The 14,717-nt window shown below is 63.8% G+C and carries 16 protein-coding genes; 9 read left to right on the top strand and 7 right to left on the bottom strand.

The genetic code is table 11. The annotated features are described in order from the left end of the window. The 6 genes from ACR0FC_RS14955 to ACR0FC_RS14930 form a co-directional block, all read right to left on the bottom strand. Window positions 1-423, bottom strand: a complete 423-nt coding sequence (locus tag ACR0FC_RS14955) for a GNAT family N-acetyltransferase (protein WP_170341556.1) — start codon at window positions 421-423, stop codon at window positions 1-3. Between the two features lie 44 nt (window positions 424-467). After that, the gene (locus ACR0FC_RS14950) at window positions 468-1,745 is read right to left on the bottom strand and encodes an amylo-alpha-1,6-glucosidase (RefSeq protein ID WP_170341554.1); all 1,278 of its coding nucleotides are present in this window, start codon (window positions 1,743-1,745) and stop codon (window positions 468-470) included. 10 nt (window positions 1,746-1,755) lie between these two features. Next, window positions 1,756-2,796 (bottom strand): ABC transporter ATP-binding protein, encoded by a 1,041-nt coding sequence (locus ACR0FC_RS14945; protein WP_170341553.1) that lies wholly within the window; start codon window positions 2,794-2,796, stop codon window positions 1,756-1,758. Between the two features lie 21 nt (window positions 2,797-2,817). Then, window positions 2,818-3,657, bottom strand: a complete 840-nt coding sequence (locus tag ACR0FC_RS14940; protein ID WP_170341552.1) for a carbohydrate ABC transporter permease — start codon at window positions 3,655-3,657, stop codon at window positions 2,818-2,820. Beyond that, the gene (locus ACR0FC_RS14935) at window positions 3,654-4,499 is read right to left on the bottom strand and encodes a carbohydrate ABC transporter permease (RefSeq protein ID WP_170341551.1); all 846 of its coding nucleotides are present in this window, start codon (window positions 4,497-4,499) and stop codon (window positions 3,654-3,656) included. Before ACR0FC_RS14935 ends, ACR0FC_RS14940 begins: the two co-directional genes overlap by 4 nt. 101 nt (window positions 4,500-4,600) lie before the next feature. Further along, window positions 4,601-5,869, bottom strand: coding sequence for an ABC transporter substrate-binding protein (locus tag ACR0FC_RS14930; RefSeq protein WP_170341550.1), 1,269 nt, complete (start codon window positions 5,867-5,869; stop codon window positions 4,601-4,603). Between the two features lie 246 nt (window positions 5,870-6,115). Here ACR0FC_RS14930 and ACR0FC_RS14925 point away from each other — a divergent pair, with 246 nt between their 5' ends. Beyond that, the gene (locus tag ACR0FC_RS14925; RefSeq protein WP_170341549.1) at window positions 6,116-7,129 is read left to right on the top strand and encodes a LacI family DNA-binding transcriptional regulator; all 1,014 of its coding nucleotides are present in this window, start codon (window positions 6,116-6,118) and stop codon (window positions 7,127-7,129) included. 4 nt (window positions 7,130-7,133) lie between these two features. On the opposite strand, the gene ACR0FC_RS14920 is transcribed toward ACR0FC_RS14925, so the two are convergent. Further along, window positions 7,134-7,499 carry a winged helix-turn-helix transcriptional regulator gene (locus ACR0FC_RS14920; RefSeq protein WP_170341548.1) on the bottom strand — a complete coding sequence of 122 codons (366 nt, stop codon included), beginning with the start codon at window positions 7,497-7,499 and terminating at the stop codon, window positions 7,134-7,136. A gap of 128 nt (window positions 7,500-7,627) precedes the next feature. Here ACR0FC_RS14920 and ACR0FC_RS14915 point away from each other — a divergent pair, with 128 nt between their 5' ends. The 8 genes from ACR0FC_RS14915 to ureC all read left to right on the top strand — a co-directional run bounded on the left by ACR0FC_RS14915 (window position 7,628) and on the right by ureC (window position 14,709). Then, window positions 7,628-8,236 (top strand): NAD(P)H-dependent oxidoreductase, encoded by a 609-nt coding sequence (locus tag ACR0FC_RS14915; protein ID WP_170341547.1) that lies wholly within the window; start codon window positions 7,628-7,630, stop codon window positions 8,234-8,236. Then, on the top strand, window positions 8,223-8,942 hold the full coding sequence (locus ACR0FC_RS14910; protein ID WP_170341546.1) for a glutathione S-transferase family protein: 720 nt from the start codon (window positions 8,223-8,225) through the stop codon (window positions 8,940-8,942). The genes ACR0FC_RS14915 and ACR0FC_RS14910 overlap by 14 nt, the downstream gene beginning before the upstream one ends. Before the next feature lie 223 nt (window positions 8,943-9,165). Further along, window positions 9,166-11,145, top strand: a complete 1,980-nt coding sequence (locus ACR0FC_RS14905) for a bifunctional 2',3'-cyclic-nucleotide 2'-phosphodiesterase/3'-nucleotidase (RefSeq protein WP_437342519.1) — start codon at window positions 9,166-9,168, stop codon at window positions 11,143-11,145. A 311-nt stretch (window positions 11,146-11,456) separates the two neighbouring features. Continuing rightward, window positions 11,457-12,224: an urease accessory protein UreD gene (locus tag ACR0FC_RS14900; protein WP_315901699.1), complete on the top strand. Its 768-nt coding sequence runs from the start codon at window positions 11,457-11,459 to the stop codon at window positions 12,222-12,224. A 1-nt stretch (window position 12,225) separates the two neighbouring features. Beyond that, on the top strand, window positions 12,226-12,528 hold the full coding sequence (locus ACR0FC_RS14895; RefSeq protein WP_005976933.1) for an urease subunit gamma: 303 nt from the start codon (window positions 12,226-12,228) through the stop codon (window positions 12,526-12,528). Between the two features lie 11 nt (window positions 12,529-12,539). Next, window positions 12,540-12,698 (top strand): hypothetical protein, encoded by a 159-nt coding sequence (locus tag ACR0FC_RS14890; RefSeq protein WP_170341545.1) that lies wholly within the window; start codon window positions 12,540-12,542, stop codon window positions 12,696-12,698. Continuing rightward, the gene (locus ACR0FC_RS14885) at window positions 12,695-13,000 is read left to right on the top strand and encodes an urease subunit beta (RefSeq protein ID WP_170341542.1); all 306 of its coding nucleotides are present in this window, start codon (window positions 12,695-12,697) and stop codon (window positions 12,998-13,000) included. The genes ACR0FC_RS14890 and ACR0FC_RS14885 overlap by 4 nt, the downstream gene beginning before the upstream one ends. After that, a complete protein-coding gene (gene ureC / locus ACR0FC_RS14880) occupies window positions 13,000-14,709 on the top strand; it encodes an urease subunit alpha (RefSeq protein ID WP_170341540.1) in 1,710 nt (569 codons plus the stop codon). The genes ACR0FC_RS14885 and ureC overlap by 1 nt, the downstream gene beginning before the upstream one ends. The last annotated feature ends 8 nt before the right edge of the window (window positions 14,710-14,717 follow it).

Raw genomic sequence — 14,717 nt, 5'->3', positions numbered from 1 at the left:
CTACGGCAAGGCGCGCCGCAAGAACCAGCGGCAATGTCCGGGCGGGTTTTGCGTGGGCGTGTTGGCCAGGCGACCAAAGGGCTCGAATCCCAAAGCCTCATAGAACCGCGCGGCGGACGGGTTGGATGTGTCCAGCCACGCAGAATGACACCCGCGCCGGCGCGCCTCGGCAAAGGCGTGGTCCAGCAACTGCCGGCCCAAACCGCAGCGTCGATGGGCCGGGTCGATCCATAAGGTCTTGATCAGCAGCCACCCATAGGAGGTTGCGCCATGCAGGCCGCCCACCCGGTTGGCGCCGTCCTGCGCAATCAGCGTGATGCTGTCATTGACCCCTTGCGGCGCGGTGGCCCGCAGTTCCGCAAGAAGGGCTTGCTCGACCCAGTCCTCCTGCCCGGGGGCGGAAACAATGGACGGGCCCGTCATCGGTCAGGCCCATGCCCGTTGAGTGGGGATCGGTGCGGCACCGCTCATGCCGGGGAAGTTTCCGCGTTCAGGATCTCGATCACCATCGCTGCCGTCCAGGTGAAGCTGCTGCCGCCGCAGGGTTCGGCGGTGACCGGGTCGTAATATTCGGCAAAGCCGCTTTGCTCGATCAGGCGCAGGCTGTCGTCGACGATCCGCTGCACGATCCGGGTTTGCCCGGCGCGTTGCAGACCATCTGCGATCATGTAGTTCACGATCAGCCAGACCGGCCCGCGCCAGTACCTTAGCCCGTCGAATTCGGGGGCCGCCGGGTCGTGGCTGGGCACCAGATACGGGACCGTGGCACCGATGGCTTCCAACCGCTGGGCAATGGCTTGCGCGCGGTGCTCGGGGATGGGACAGAACGCCGCCAGCAACCCGCCGATCGAGGGGCTGTCGATCAACTCCCCGGTGACCCGATCAAAGCACAGATATTGCCCACGGGTCTCGCTCCACAGGGCGTCCATCGCCGCGATGCCCGCTTGCGCAAAGGCGCGTGAGGCGCTTGCGATCTCGGCTTCGCCCAAGTCGTCGGCCAGCGCGGCAAGGTCGAGGCACGAGCGGATCAGGATCGCGTTGAACCCCGGATCGACGACCCGGAACGGCGAGGCGTCATGCAGCCTGGAATTGTCCCAGCCAAGGTCGCGGAAATGTTGCACCAGCCAGATATAGCGGCGGTATTCTTCATCGGTCGGCCTGTGGGCCGGGTTGGCATGGGCTACGTCGCGACGCTGGAACGGGCCCACGCCCTCGGTCGGGACACGGGCCAGCGCCGCGTCCCAATCGACCGAGTTGTCGCGCCCAGACTCCCACGGGTGGATGATGGCGACCAGACCGGTGCCCTGCGGGTCGCGGTTGGTATAGAACCATTGGTGCCAGGCGTGGATCTTGGGCAGCAGGTTGCGGGCCTGCGCATCGGCCAGCGCCCGGTTTTTTGCCCGCGCATGGATCCGGCGCACGGCGAACCCGGCCACCGCTGGCTGCGTGATGCCCGAGGTGGGAACCGCGCGGCTCGTGGCCCAGACATCCGGCCCCGGGAAATAGCCGTCATTCATCTCGTGGAAGATGATATGCGGCACCAAGCCGTCATCCCACTGATGCCGAAACAAGGTCTCGATCTCGCGCCAGGCGCGGGCTTCGTCGAAATGCGAGAACCCAAGGGCGCTGAGCGCGCTATCCCAGTTCCACTGGAACGGATAGAGGCCGTGGGTGGGCACCGTGTAGTCGCCCCGGTCGTTTCGGGCCAGAACGGCGCGGGCCTGTTCGATCAGATCCTGTTTCATTGCGCGCTCCTCAGGCCACGGCCAGGGTTGTTTCGGGGTCGAACCAGCGCACCCGGTCGGGCTGCGGGGCCAGGGTCAGGGTGTCGCCGCGGCGGACGGTCAGATCGCTGTCCAGAACCGCGCGGAACAGGGCGCCATCCACGCTGCAGGTGACCAGAAGGTGCGCGCCCAAGGGCTCGACCACCTTGACCGTGGCGGCCAGGCCCGTGTCGGCCGGGCGCAGATCCTCGGGGCGGATGGCGAAATGCAGCGGCGTGGTCCGGGACGGCCCGTCGAGGATCTGGCCCGCGACTGTCCATTTGCCGTCTCTGGTCGGAGTGGCGGGCAGGAAGTTCATCGGCGGATTGCCGATGAATCCGGCCACGAACTCGGCCGCCGGGTTGCGGTAGACCTCGATCGGCGAGGCCGCCTGAACGATCTTGCCCTGATGCATCACGCTGATCCGGTCGGCCATGCTCATGGCTTCGACCTGGTCGTGGGTGACATAGATGGCAGTGGTGTTGCTTTCGGCCAGAACGCCCTTGAGCTCGGCCCGCATCTCCATCCGCAGCAGCGCGTCCAGGTTCGACAGGGGCTCGTCCATCAGGATCACGTCGGGCTCCATCGCCAGGGCGCGGGCCACGGCGACGCGCTGGCGCTGACCGCCGGACAGCTCGCCCGAATAGCGCCCCAGCAGCTGGTCGATATGCATCAGGCCCGCAGTGCGCTCGACCCGGCGCTTGACCTCGTCATTGGGCAGTTTCTGCATCCGCAAGCCGAACCCGATGTTTTCGAACACGGTCAGGTGCGGGAATACGGCATAGTTCTGGAACACCATGGCGATGCCCCGATCCTTGGGCGGCAGGTGATCCACCCGGCGCCCGCCGATCCAAACCTCGCCCACGGTCGCGGTCTCCAGCCCGGCGATGATCCGCAGCAGCGTGGTCTTGCCGCAGCCCGAGGCCCCCAGCAGAACCATGAATTCCTGGTCCTGGATGGTCAGGTTGATGTCGTGCAGCGCCTGGTAGCTGCCAAAGCGTTTCGCGACATTCTTGATTTGAATTTCTGCCATTATTCCAACTCCTTGGGGCTGTCAGCGGTTGGCGATGCCCCACATGGCGAACAGGTATTTGCGCACGGCGAAGATGAAGATCAGTGCCGGAACGACAAGGATGAAACCGCCCGCGAATTTCAGATGCAGCGGCGAGGTGTCGAGGTTCTGCAGCAAAAAGGCCGTCAGGGTCCGGTTCTCGATCGTCAGGACGGCGGCGGCGAACACCTCGTTCCACGAGATCACGAAGGCGAAGATGGCCGAGGCCGTGATCCCCGGCAGGATCAACGGCAGCACCACCTTGGTGAAGGCGGTCAGCCGGGTGCAGCCCAGCGTCCAGGCGGCCTCTTCCAGTTCCAGCGGGATGCCGGAAAACAGCGAGAACGTGATCAGCACCGCAAACGGGATGGCCAGCGTGGTGTGCACCAGAGACAGGCCGAATACCGTGTCATCCAGTCCGGTCTGGATGAACATCACCGCCAAGGGCAGCGCCAGAAGCGGCAGCGGAAAGGCCCGGGTCAGCAGGATCAGCAGGCGGAACGCCTCTTTCCCGCGAAAGTCGAACCGGGACAGGGCATAGCCTGCCGGCGCGCCGATCAGGATCGACATGATCATCGTCAGTCCCGCCACCAGGATCGAGTTCTTGAGTGCGGTCAGGATGCCCGCGAAGCCTGCAAAGAACCCCAGGCTGCCCAGGTCGAATTCGGGGATGAAGGGCTTGGGGAAGCTGTTCACCGTTTCCGGCGAGGACAAGGTGTTGATCAGCAGGAAATACAGCGGCACCAGCACCCAGGCGCACAGCAGCACCACCGCGGCGATGTAGACATATCGTCCGGCCCGGCGTGTATCGGGCGCGGCGACATCGGTCGTGACGGTCGTCATATCGTGGCTCCTTTCGGGACACGCAGGGCGCGCAGGATGATCAGGGTGAACCCGATCGAGATGGCGAGGATGATCAGCGCCATCGCCGCCGCTGCGCCGCTGTCAAGCAGGTCGAATTGATAGGCGTAGGTTTCGCTCATGAGGACGGGGAACAGGGTGCCGCCCAGGGCCAGCACCACGGCGAAGACCTCGAAGGCCAGGATCACGCGCAGCACCAGTGCCGTCTGCAGCGACGGGCGCAGCAGCGGCAGCGTGATGCGGGTGAAGCGTTTCCAGGGTGAGGCGCCAAAGACCTCGGCCGCCTCGTAGTATTCCTTGGGGATCAGGCCGATCCCGGCCACCAGGATTACCAGCATGATCGCCGTAGCGCGCCAGATCTCGGCCAGGGCGATGGCCAGGAACACCACGCCGGGGTGCTGATAGCTGAGGAAATTCACCGGCCGGTCCACTACGCCCAGCCCAGAAAGCATGGAGTTCAGGAAGCCCGACTGTTCGAAGATCGCCAGCCAGATGATGCCCGCGGCCAGATCCGAGATACCCAGTGGGATGGTCCAGACATACAGCACCAGGTCGCGCCCTCGCTGCATCTTGTTGACCATCGTGGCCATCAGCAGCGCCAGCGCCAGTTGCACCGGAACCACCGCCGCCGCCAGCAGCAGCGTATTCTGCAGCGAGATCGGGAATTTCCAGTACCCGACCACCTGCCGGAAATTGTCCAGCGTAAATCCGTCGCCGGTGTTGAAAGCCTGCTTGGCGACCAGGACGAAAGGATACAGAAAAAACAGGCACAGAAACGCCGTCACAGGCAGGATCAGCACATAGGGCAACACACGAGCGTTCATCAGATCGCTCCTTTCCTTGCGGAAGTTCCGGTGGTTTCGGGCAGAGAGGTCGGGGGACACCGGGCCTGCGTCAAGCCCGGTGTCGGGATCAGGTCAGACCCTTATTCGACGGGGCATGGACCGTCCGAAGGCGCATCCGGAGCCCAGCAGGGCGCGCCGGTCTCCTGCATGATCGCCTCCAATGCGCCTTTCTGATCGTCCAGCACGGTGCGGATGTCCTGACCGCCCAGTACGATCCGCTCGAACGCGTCGGTATAAACACGGTTGAAGTCACCGCCCTTGTCGCCCAGTCCCGCGGGTAGCAGACCAGGGTTGGCATCAGCCGAGCCACTCATCTTGGCGACCGCGTCGCCCGCGGCCTTGACGGCCGGCGGCAGGTCGGCGGGCAGGTCAACCGCGACGACCGGGAAGAAGTTCGTCGCGCGCAGTGTGGCGATCTGGGTTTCCGGCTTCATCATATAGGCGACCAGAGCCTTCGAGGCTTCCATGTCGGGGGCCGTCCGGGGGATCGCAACCCCAGCCAGTACCGGCATGAAGCCGCGCCCGGTCGGGCCCGCCGGGGCCGGGAAGGCCACGAAGTCATCAGGCCGCTCGTTGAAGGCCTGCGCCAGACGCGAGGTGTGGTCGAACACGATCCAGGCATCGCCCGACAACAGCTGTTCCTGCATGAACGAGAAGTTGGTCGAGGCCGGGTTGGTATGCGTCCACAGCTCGCGGAATTTTTCCCACGCGGTCACGGCATCGTCGCTCGCAAAGGTCCGCACCACGCCGTTCGTATAGGACGGGTACAGATAGCCCTGGAAGAAGCGGTGCTTCAGGCCCTTGGGCCCGGCCGGGAAGCCGAATTTCGGCTCGCCGGCAGCCTCATGCGCGTTGGCGGCCCATTCGATCAGCTGGTCATAGGTCAGCGCATTGATGTCTGCGCCTTCGGGCAGGTACTGCAGCGCCTCTTTGTTGGCCGCCATGATATAGCTGGCTTGCATCCAGGGGATGTATTGCAGGCTGCCTGCTCCCAGGGTCGCCAGTTCGTTGAACGTGTCCGAGGCCGAGGCGATGCCCAGATCATTCAGGTCGACCAGATCATCGGGGTTCATGGCCGAGAAGTCGCCATGCAGCGCGCCCAGAACGCCGATCGTGCCCGAACCGGCCTGCAATTCGGCCTGCAGACGCGTCAGCCAGGGGCCGCCGTCATTGGGCTGGTAGTCCACGCCACCCTCGAAGCCTGAAAGAACCTGCTCGCGCATGGCCTGCGCCTCTTCGACCGGCTTGGCCTGCGTCGACCAGAACAGAACCTCCGCCTGCGCCACGTTTGTGACCAGGGCCAGAACAAGGCCGGATGCGGCACCGACCAGCTTGGATTGAATTGACATGGACTCCTCCCAGAGTTTCGATTGGGCCTTTTGCCCGTTCTGCCCGGCGGGGTCGGTTTGCTGTGCGTGTCGTGCGGCGACTCACCCCAGGCGATGCCGTTAGCATGATATAACGATATATCTTGCGTCAACGAATTTTTTCCAATCGGTTGGCCCAAAGTTTTGAAGTTCGTAGGAATTGCTCGTTGCAATACCCATGTGGGTTGGGCATTTTGATGATGCAACGATATATCAGAAGTCCGAGAAATGCCCGCCAAACCCACCCTCGCCAGTGTCGCCAAAGCCGCCGGAGTCTCGATCCCGACGGTCAGTCAGGTGATGCGCGGCACCGGGCGGATTTCCGAGCAGACCCGCAAGAAAGTGCTGCAGGCGGCCGAGGACCTGCACTATGTCACTGACTCGCGCGCGGCGTCGATGCGATCGGGCGAGAACAGGGAAATCGGGTTCGTTCTGAACCAGTTCGCAAACCCGTTCAACGCCGAAGTCGTCAGCGGAGCGGTCGAACTGTTGGAGGCCGAGGGGTATCTGGTTTCGATCCTGGACACGCGCGACGACGCGGACCGGCAGGGCAAGCAATTGCGGGATTTCATCCGCAATGGGCGCGGCGGCCTGCTGTGGGTGCCTGCGCTGGAGACCACGGCAGAAACCCTTCAACTTTTGCGCACGCATGGTTTGCCGACGGTGACCTTTCTGCGCCATGTCAGCCCCGATTTTGATCATGTGGGCATCAGAAATGCCGAGGCGACCGCGACCGCGACAAATCACTTGGCAGATCTTGGGCATCGACACATAGCATTTTTCGGCGGTATTGGCATGAACCCCGTTCGAAAGCAGCGCATATCCGGGTACCAGCGTACGCTGCAGGACTTGTCTTTGGGTCCGCCGATCATCTGGCCCTCACCTGACACCAAGCGTGCGGGTATGCAGGAGATGCTGAAATTGCATGACGCCCATCCAGAGGTCACGGCGGTGGTCTGCAATGGGGACATGGTCGCTTTGGGGGCGTGTTTCGGTTTGATGCGGGCTGGGTTGCAGCCGGGGCGGGATGTTTCGATTGTTGGATTTGACGATACCGAGGATGCCTCGGTCGCAATTCCCGCGCTCAGTACCATGGCGGTTTCGCCAAAGCGGTTGGGCCGCAAGCTCGCGCGCACTCTGCTGGACAGGATAAAAGACCCTGATATGCCGGTAATCGTGTCCGAAGTTTCAGCCCGGTTCATCGCACGGGAAACCACGGGGCCGCTGCAGAAGGACCGCTGACGGATCAGGCGCGCGTATCCGGCAAGGTCTCGCTCCACTTCCGCAGCTCGTCCAGAAAACCCAGCGCGGTGCGTCCACGTTCGGTCACGGAGTACTGCACTGAAACCGGTGAGGTTTCGAGCACTTGGCGGAGTACCAGGCCCTGTTGCTCCAATTGGCGCAGGCGTTCGGCAATCATTTTTTTGCTGGCGCCGCCGATCATCCGCGACAGGTCATTGAAGCGCACTGGCTCGTCTTTGAGGTGCCATAGGATCGACCCGGTCCACTTGCCACCGATGATCCGCATGCCGCGCTCGATGGGGCATGGTTCGCGGCACGCGTCCACCGCTTGCCGCTTGCCTTGGTCGTCCTGTTCGATACGGGCACGCATCGCCTACTCCAGTCCAGTTTCAGGTTACAAAAAGTAAACTGGTTGCATTTCATCACTACCGTTCTCAAGTTCGGTTTCACCCCAACCGAAGTCAAGGGGCAAGCAGTTTCAAAACCAAGGATATGGACATGAACAAGATCCTGATCGTGAACGGTACGCAGCCTTATGAATTCGCACCTGGCCGCCTGAATGCGTCGCTGGTGCAACGGGCGCAGGACGCACTGGCCGGTATGGGCCACGAGGTGCGCGTGACCACGGTTGCCGAAGGGTACGACATCAATGCCGAGATCGACGCCCATGTCTGGGCGGATGTGGTCATCATGCAGTTTCCGGTGAACTGGATGGGTGTACCGTGGGTGTTCAATAAATACATCGACGAGGTCTATACCGCGGGCATGGACGGCCGGTTGCTGGCCGGCGACGGCCGGACCGCCGAGGCGCCCAAGGCCAACTACGGCACCGGTGGCCTGCTGCACGGAACGAAATACATGCTGTCGGTGACCTTCAACGCCCCGAGCGAGGCGTTCGACAACACCGCCGAGCCGTTCTTTGCAGGGGCCAGCGTCGATGACCTGCTGTGGCCCATGCACCTGAACGCCAAGTTTCTGGCGATGCAGCCCCTGCCCACCTTCGCGGCTTTCGACGTGATGAAGAACCCCCGGATCGAGCAGGATTTCCAGCGGTTCGACGCGCATCTGAAGCAGCATTTCGAGGAAATCGCGCATGTCGCGGCCTGACATTCACCTCTACACCGCGGCCACAATGAATGGCTACAAGCCGGTGATCTTTCTGGAAGAGGCAGGCGTGGCCTACGACCTGACCCCCATCGACTTTTCCAAGCAGGAACAAAAGACGCCGGCGTTCTTGTCGCTGAACCCCAACGGCAAGATCCCGGTGATCGAGGACCGGGCCGAAGGTCGTGCGATTTTCGAAAGCGGCGCGATCCTGTGGCACCTCGCGCAGAAATACGGTCAGTTTCTGCCCTCAGACCCCGTGCAACAGTCCGAGGTGATGCAGTGGATGCTGTTCCAGGTTGGGCATGTGGGTCCGATGATGGGCCAGGCCATGTATTTCCAGCATATTGCTGCACCCAATGGCCATACCGAGCCGTTCTCGATCCGCCGCTACGTGAACGAAAGCCGCCGCCTGATGGAGGTGATGAATGATCGCCTGAATGGGCGCGACTGGATCGCGGCGGGCGAATACACGATCGCGGACATGATGCTGTACCCGTGGGCGCGGGCCTATGTCTGGGCGCGGGTTCAGGTCGATGACCTTCCGCATCTGAACGCATGGTTCGACCGCATTGATGCCCGGCCCGCAGTGCAGAAGGCGCTGACCATTCCCAAGGCCAATCCCCAGTTCTGGGATGCTTCGGCTGATGCCAGCGCCTTTGCGCGGGAAAACGCCGCGCGGTTTGCCGGTGACGTGAAAAAGGACTGAGGCCGCGGCCCGGGCTCCCCAGCCCGGGCCCGCACAACAGCACCTTGGGCGCCGCACGGCCCAAGCGCGGGTCGATGGCCGGGTGGACGCTTTACTCGGGTGTCAAAAGCGGTCAGTCTGAACCATCGGTGCGCCGGGTGATCCCCTCGGATCGCGCTGTCACATCATTGTCGTCATAAACGTTCAGATGATGCGTCGACCAATTTATTTCGAGAGGTGCCTCATGACCCTATCCAGCAAATTCGCGATGTCGCGGCGTCAATTCCTGGCCACCACCACGGCCGGCGTCGCCATGGTTTCCCTGCACCCGTTCTCCGCCGCCGCCGCAAGCAATCAGGCGCATCTGCGGATCATGGAAACGACCGACATTCACGTTCACGTCTTTCCCTACGACTACTACGCCGACAAGCCGCGCGATACGGTGGGGCTGTCGCGCGCGGCCTCGATCATCAACCAGATCCGGGCCGAGGCCACCAACTCGATGCTGGTCGACAATGGCGACTTTCTTCAGGGCAACCCGATGGGCGACTACATCGCTTACGAGCGTGGCATGAACGATGGCGACACCCACCCGATCATCAATGCGTTCAACACGTTGGGCTATGATGCCGCGACGCTGGGTAACCACGAGTTCAACTATGGCCTGAGCTTTCTGGAAAAATCGCTGGCCGGGGCGCAGTTCCCGATCGTGCTGGCCAATATCGCCAAGGAACAGGGCGCCAACCCGCGCGCGGACAAGACGCTGGTGCAGCCCTATGTCATTCTCGACCGCGAGATCGAGTTGGGCGATGGCAGCAAGCAGCCGATCCGCATCGGCGTCATCGGCTTCACCCCGCCGCAGATCATGAACTGGGACCGCCGCCACCTGGAAGGCAACGTGCAGGCCCGCGACATCGTCGAGACCGCCAAGGCCTATGTGCCCGAGATGAAAGAGCAAGGCTGCGATCTGATCCTGGCCCTGTCGCACTCGGGCATCGGCGCGGCCGATCACGCGGACGGGATGGAGAACGCCTCGGTTCCGCTGGGCGGGGTCGATGGCATCGACGCGCTGGTGACCGGGCACAACCACCTGGTCTTCCCCTCGCCCACCTTCGCCGACCGTGCGGGCGTTGACGTGGACAAAGGCACGCTGATGGGCAAGCCGGCCGTCATGGGCGGGTTCTGGGGGTCGCATCTGGGCGTGCTCGACCTGCTGCTGGAACGCGACGGCAACGAATGGCGCGTGGTCACTACCACCTCCGAGGCGCGGCCGATTTCGAAGCGCAACGAAGACCGCTCGATCACCGCGCTGGTCGAGGACGACCCCAAAGTGCTGGCCTCGGTCGCGCAGGATCACGAAGAAACACTGGCCTATGTGCGCCGCGCGGTGGGCAAGACCTCGGCCCCGCTGCACAGCTATTTCGCGCTGGTGGCCGATGATCCGTCGGTCCAGATCGTGTCGATCGCGCAGAAATGGTATGTCCAAGAGATGCTGAAAGGCACCGAGCATGAAGGCCTGCCGATCCTGTCGGCGGCCGCGCCGTTCAAGGCCGGTGGCCGGGGTGGCCCGGAATACTATACCGACGTGCCGGTGGGCGATGTGGCGATCAAGAACGTGGCCGATCTGTATCTCTATCCCAACACCGTGCGCGCGGTTCGCGTGAACGGCGCGCAATTGCGCGGCTGGCTGGAGCGTTCGGCCGGGATGTTCAACCAGATCGAGCCGGGCGCCAAGGATGCGCTGCTGCTGAACCCCGAATTCCCCTCCTACAATTTCGACGTGATCGACGGTGTGACCTATCAGATCGACCTGTCTCAGCCCTCGCGCTTTGGCCCGAAAGGCGAAGAGGTCAACCCAGACGCGGCGCGCATCGTGAACCTGCAGTTCAACGGTGCCCCGGTGACCGACGACATGGAGTTCATCATCGCCACCAACAACTACCGCGCTTCGGGCGGCGGATCGTTCCCGGGCGCGATGGGCGACACCATCGTTTTCGAGGCCCCCGACACCAACCGCGACGTGATCGTGCGCTATATCGTCGAACAGGGCACGATCGACCCCAAGGCCGACGGCAACTGGTCCTTCGCACCGCTGGGCGACACCACCGTTCTATTCGAAACCGGCCCCAAGGCGCGTGATTACATCAGCGACGTCAAAGGGTTGGCGCTGGAAGATGCAGGCGACGGGGCCGACGGCTTCGCGGCCTTCCGCATCACGCTCTGACCGGCGACAGACATCGGATCGGGCGGCCAAACTGGCCGCCCTTTTCTTTTGGTTTGGAGCCGAGAGCCGGATCATCACACGCATTGGTGTGATGCCTATTTTTCGGGCGATGGGGGTAATAATGCCCATAAAGCGGGCGGACAAGTATTCTGACTCAATTGCCTCTGCCGGGCTGCGCTGACTCGAGGAAAAGGCTGTGGTGCTTTCGCATCCGACAGTCCTCTCGCCCGGAGCTTCCAATAACCTCTTTGTCCGCAATAACTCCCGCGCAAGCGATCGCCGCGCCCCCCCGAGCCGTCGGGCGGGGTGTTGTGTCCGTGATTGGCCGCGCGGGCCGGACCGAGTTGCAGGACCTGCGCCAGCAGGGGTCGCTGAAGCTGCTGTTTCCTCGGCGCGATGGCGCTGACATGCAGGCCGTTCTGGTCAATACCGCCGGCGGCGTCACCGGCGGAGACAATTTTGACCTTTCCGCCACCGCTCAAGGAAATGCACATCTGACCCTGACCACGCAGGCCGCCGAGCGCGCCTACCGCGCGTCCGGAGCAACTCCGGGCCGGATTCGGACAGATCTGACCGTTGCGGCAGGCGGCCAGTTGAACTGGCTACCGCAGGAAACGATCCTGTTCGATGGTTGCGCGATCGACCGCCGCCTGCGTGTCGATCTGGCCCCCGATGCCGGCGTGCTGCTGGTGGAATCGCTGATCTTCGGACGCGCCGCGATGGGCGAGCGGATTACTGCGGCCCACTTCCAAGACCGCATCGAAATCTGGCGCGCGGGCCGGTTGGCCCATCTGGACGCGCTGCGTCTGACCGGTGATCTGGCGGCGGAAGTGGCCCGGCCGGGCGTTGGCGACGGCGCAGGCGCGCTCAGCAGCCTGATACTGATCCGCCCGGATGCCGCCGCGCATCTGGACCCGATCCGCGCGGCCTTGCCTGACACCGGCGGCGTCAGCCTTGTGGGTGACGACATGCTGTTGATGCGCCTGCTGGCGCCCGACGGTTTCACGCTGCGCCAGACCCTTGTGCCGTTACTGAACCGGCTGACCCGCAATTCCCTGCCAAGACCCTGGATGATCTGACATGCAACTCTCGCCGCGTGAAAAAGACAAACTGCTGATTGCCATGGCCGCAGAGGTGGCGCGCAAGCGCCTGGCCCGAGGCGTGCGCCTGAACTACCCCGAGGCCATCGCGCTGATCACCGATGCCGTGGTCGAGGGTGCCCGCGACGGCCGCTCGGTCGCCGACATGATGGAGGCCGGCGCGCAGGTCATCACCCGCGATCAGTGCATGGACGGCATCCCCGAGATGATCCACGAGGTGCAGGTTGAGGCGACGTTCCCCGACGGCACCAAGCTGGTCACCGTTCACAACCCCATCCGCTGAAGGAGATGACGATGAGAAACCTGGCTTCCCTGCCCTTCGCCCTGATGGCCGCGCCCGCGCTGGCGCATGACGGGCCGCACCTGCACCCGCATGACTCAGGCACCTGGCTGGTGCTGGTCCTGCTGCTGGCGATCGGCGGCGTCGCATTCTGGCTGAAGGCACGCAAATGATCCCCGGAGAGGTCATCACCGCCCCCGGCGAGATCGAGCTGAACGCGGGCGCGACGGCGATCACCCTGATGGTGGCCAATACCGGCGACCGGCCCGTGCAGGTGGGCTCGCACTATCATTTCGCCGAAACCAATCCGGCGCTGGACTTCGACAGGGCCGCCGCCCACGGCATGCGGCTGGACATCGCCGCCGGAACCGCCGTGCGTTTCGAACCCGGCCAGCGGCGCGAGGTGCAGCTGATCCCGATCGGCGGCGCGCGGCGCGTGTTCGGGTTCAACGGCGCAGTTATGGGAGACCTCTGATGCCAGCCCGGATCAAACGTTCCGACTATGCCGCCATGTACGGCCCCACCAAGGGCGACAAGGTGCGGCTGGCGGATACCGACCTGATCATCGAGGTCGAGCGCGACCTGACCACCTATGGCGAAGAGGTCAAGTTCGGCGGCGGCAAGGTGATCCGCGACGGCATGGGCCAGTCTCAGGCCACCCGCGCTGAAGGGGCGGTGGACACCGTCATCACCAATGCGCTGATCGTCGACTGGACGGGCATCTACAAGGCGGATGTGGGCCTCAAGGACGGGCGCATCGCCAAGATCGGCAAGGCGGGCAACCCCGACACGCAGCCCGGCGTGGATATCATAGTCGGCCCCGGTACCGAGGCCATCGCCGGCGAGGGCCGCATCCTGACCGCCGGCGGGTTCGACAGCCACATCCATTTTATCTGCCCGCAACAGATCGAGGATGCGCTGCATTCCGGCCTGACCACCATGCTGGGCGGCGGCACTGGCCCGGCGCATGGCACGCTGGCCACCACCTGTACGCCCGGCCCCTGGCATATCGGGCGCATGCTGCAGGCGGCCGACGCCTTTCCGATGAACCTGGCCTTTGCGGGCAAGGGCAACGCCTCGCAACCGGCGGCCCTGCGCGAACAGGTCCTGGCCGGGGCCTGCGCCCTGAAACTGCACGAGGACTGGGGCACCACCCCGGCGGCCATCGATTGCTGCCTGACGGTGGCCGACGAGATGGACGTGCAGGTGATGATCCACACCGACACGCTGAACGAAAGCGGCTTCGTCGAAAACACCGTGGCCGCCATGAAAGGCCGCACGATCCACGCCTTCCACACCGAAGGCGCGGGCGGCGGCCACGCTCCCGACATCATCAAGATCTGCGGCGAAGGGCATGTGCTGCCATCGTCGACCAACCCGACCCGGCCCTTTACCGTGAACACGGTCGAAGAGCATCTGGACATGCTGATGGTCTGCCATCACCTCGACAGATCCATCCCCGAGGACGTGGCCTTTGCTGAAAGCCGCATCCGGCGCGAGACCATTGCGGCCGAGGACATTCTGCACGACATGGGCGCGTTCAGCATCATCGCGTCCGACAGCCAGGCGATGGGCCGCGTGGGCGAGGTGCTGATCCGCACCTGGCAGACCGCCGACAAGATGAAGAAACAACGCGGGGGCCTGCCTGAAGAGACGGGCGACAACGACAATTTCCGCGTGCGCCGTTATATCGCGAAATACACGATCAACCCGGCCATCGCGCACGGGCTTGGCACCCATATCGGCAGCATCGAAGAGGGCAAACGCGCTGATTTGGCGCTGTGGAACCCCGCCTTTTTCGGCGTGAAGCCCGAGATGGTGCTGTTGGGCGGCACCATCGCGATGGCGCAGATGGGCGACCCGAACGCTTCGATCCCCACGCCTCAGCCGGTCTATTCGCGGCCGATGTGGGGGGCCTATGGCCGCTCGGTCGAACAGAGCGCGGCGACCTTCGTATCGGAAGCCGCGCAGGAGGACGGCATCGCCGCGCGTCTTGGCCTGGCCAAGCAGACCGTCGCCGTGCGCAACACACGCGCGATCGGCAAGCGCGACCTGCGGCTGAACGATGCCCTGCCCGAGATCGAGGTGAACCCCGAAACCTACGAGGTGCGCGCCGACGGCGAATTGCTGACTTGCCAGCCCGCCGAAACCCTGCCCATGGCGCAACGCTATTTCCTGTTCTGAGAAGGGAC

Source organism: Ruegeria sp. BB9 (assembly GCF_056539345.1).
Note: the sequence above shows the minus strand (reverse complement) of the source record. Positions and strands in the feature narration are given on the sequence as shown.

What these genes read in the sequence shown, in the direction of transcription:
- ACR0FC_RS14955 (WP_170341556.1), bottom strand. Translation starts at nt 423, where the DNA reads ATGACGGGCCCGTCCATTGTTTCCGCCCCCGGGCAGGAGGACTGGGTC.
- ACR0FC_RS14950 (WP_170341554.1), bottom strand. Translation starts at nt 1,745, where the DNA reads ATGAAACAGGATCTGATCGAACAGGCCCGCGCCGTTCTGGCCCGAAAC.
- ACR0FC_RS14945 (WP_170341553.1), bottom strand. Translation starts at nt 2,796, where the DNA reads ATGGCAGAAATTCAAATCAAGAATGTCGCGAAACGCTTTGGCAGCTAC.
- ACR0FC_RS14940 (WP_170341552.1), bottom strand. Translation starts at nt 3,657, where the DNA reads ATGACGACCGTCACGACCGATGTCGCCGCGCCCGATACACGCCGGGCC.
- ACR0FC_RS14935 (WP_170341551.1), bottom strand. Translation starts at nt 4,499, where the DNA reads ATGAACGCTCGTGTGTTGCCCTATGTGCTGATCCTGCCTGTGACGGCG.
- ACR0FC_RS14930 (WP_170341550.1), bottom strand. Translation starts at nt 5,869, where the DNA reads ATGTCAATTCAATCCAAGCTGGTCGGTGCCGCATCCGGCCTTGTTCTG.
- ACR0FC_RS14925 (WP_170341549.1), top strand. Translation starts at nt 6,116, where the DNA reads ATGCCCGCCAAACCCACCCTCGCCAGTGTCGCCAAAGCCGCCGGAGTC.
- ACR0FC_RS14920 (WP_170341548.1), bottom strand. Translation starts at nt 7,499, where the DNA reads ATGCGTGCCCGTATCGAACAGGACGACCAAGGCAAGCGGCAAGCGGTG.
- ACR0FC_RS14915 (WP_170341547.1), top strand. Translation starts at nt 7,628, where the DNA reads ATGAACAAGATCCTGATCGTGAACGGTACGCAGCCTTATGAATTCGCA.
- ACR0FC_RS14910 (WP_170341546.1), top strand. Translation starts at nt 8,223, where the DNA reads ATGTCGCGGCCTGACATTCACCTCTACACCGCGGCCACAATGAATGGC.
- ACR0FC_RS14905 (WP_437342519.1), top strand. Translation starts at nt 9,166, where the DNA reads ATGACCCTATCCAGCAAATTCGCGATGTCGCGGCGTCAATTCCTGGCC.
- ACR0FC_RS14895 (WP_005976933.1), top strand. Translation starts at nt 12,226, where the DNA reads ATGCAACTCTCGCCGCGTGAAAAAGACAAACTGCTGATTGCCATGGCC.
- ACR0FC_RS14890 (WP_170341545.1), top strand. Translation starts at nt 12,540, where the DNA reads ATGAGAAACCTGGCTTCCCTGCCCTTCGCCCTGATGGCCGCGCCCGCG.
- ACR0FC_RS14885 (WP_170341542.1), top strand. Translation starts at nt 12,695, where the DNA reads ATGATCCCCGGAGAGGTCATCACCGCCCCCGGCGAGATCGAGCTGAAC.
- ureC (WP_170341540.1), top strand. Translation starts at nt 13,000, where the DNA reads ATGCCAGCCCGGATCAAACGTTCCGACTATGCCGCCATGTACGGCCCC.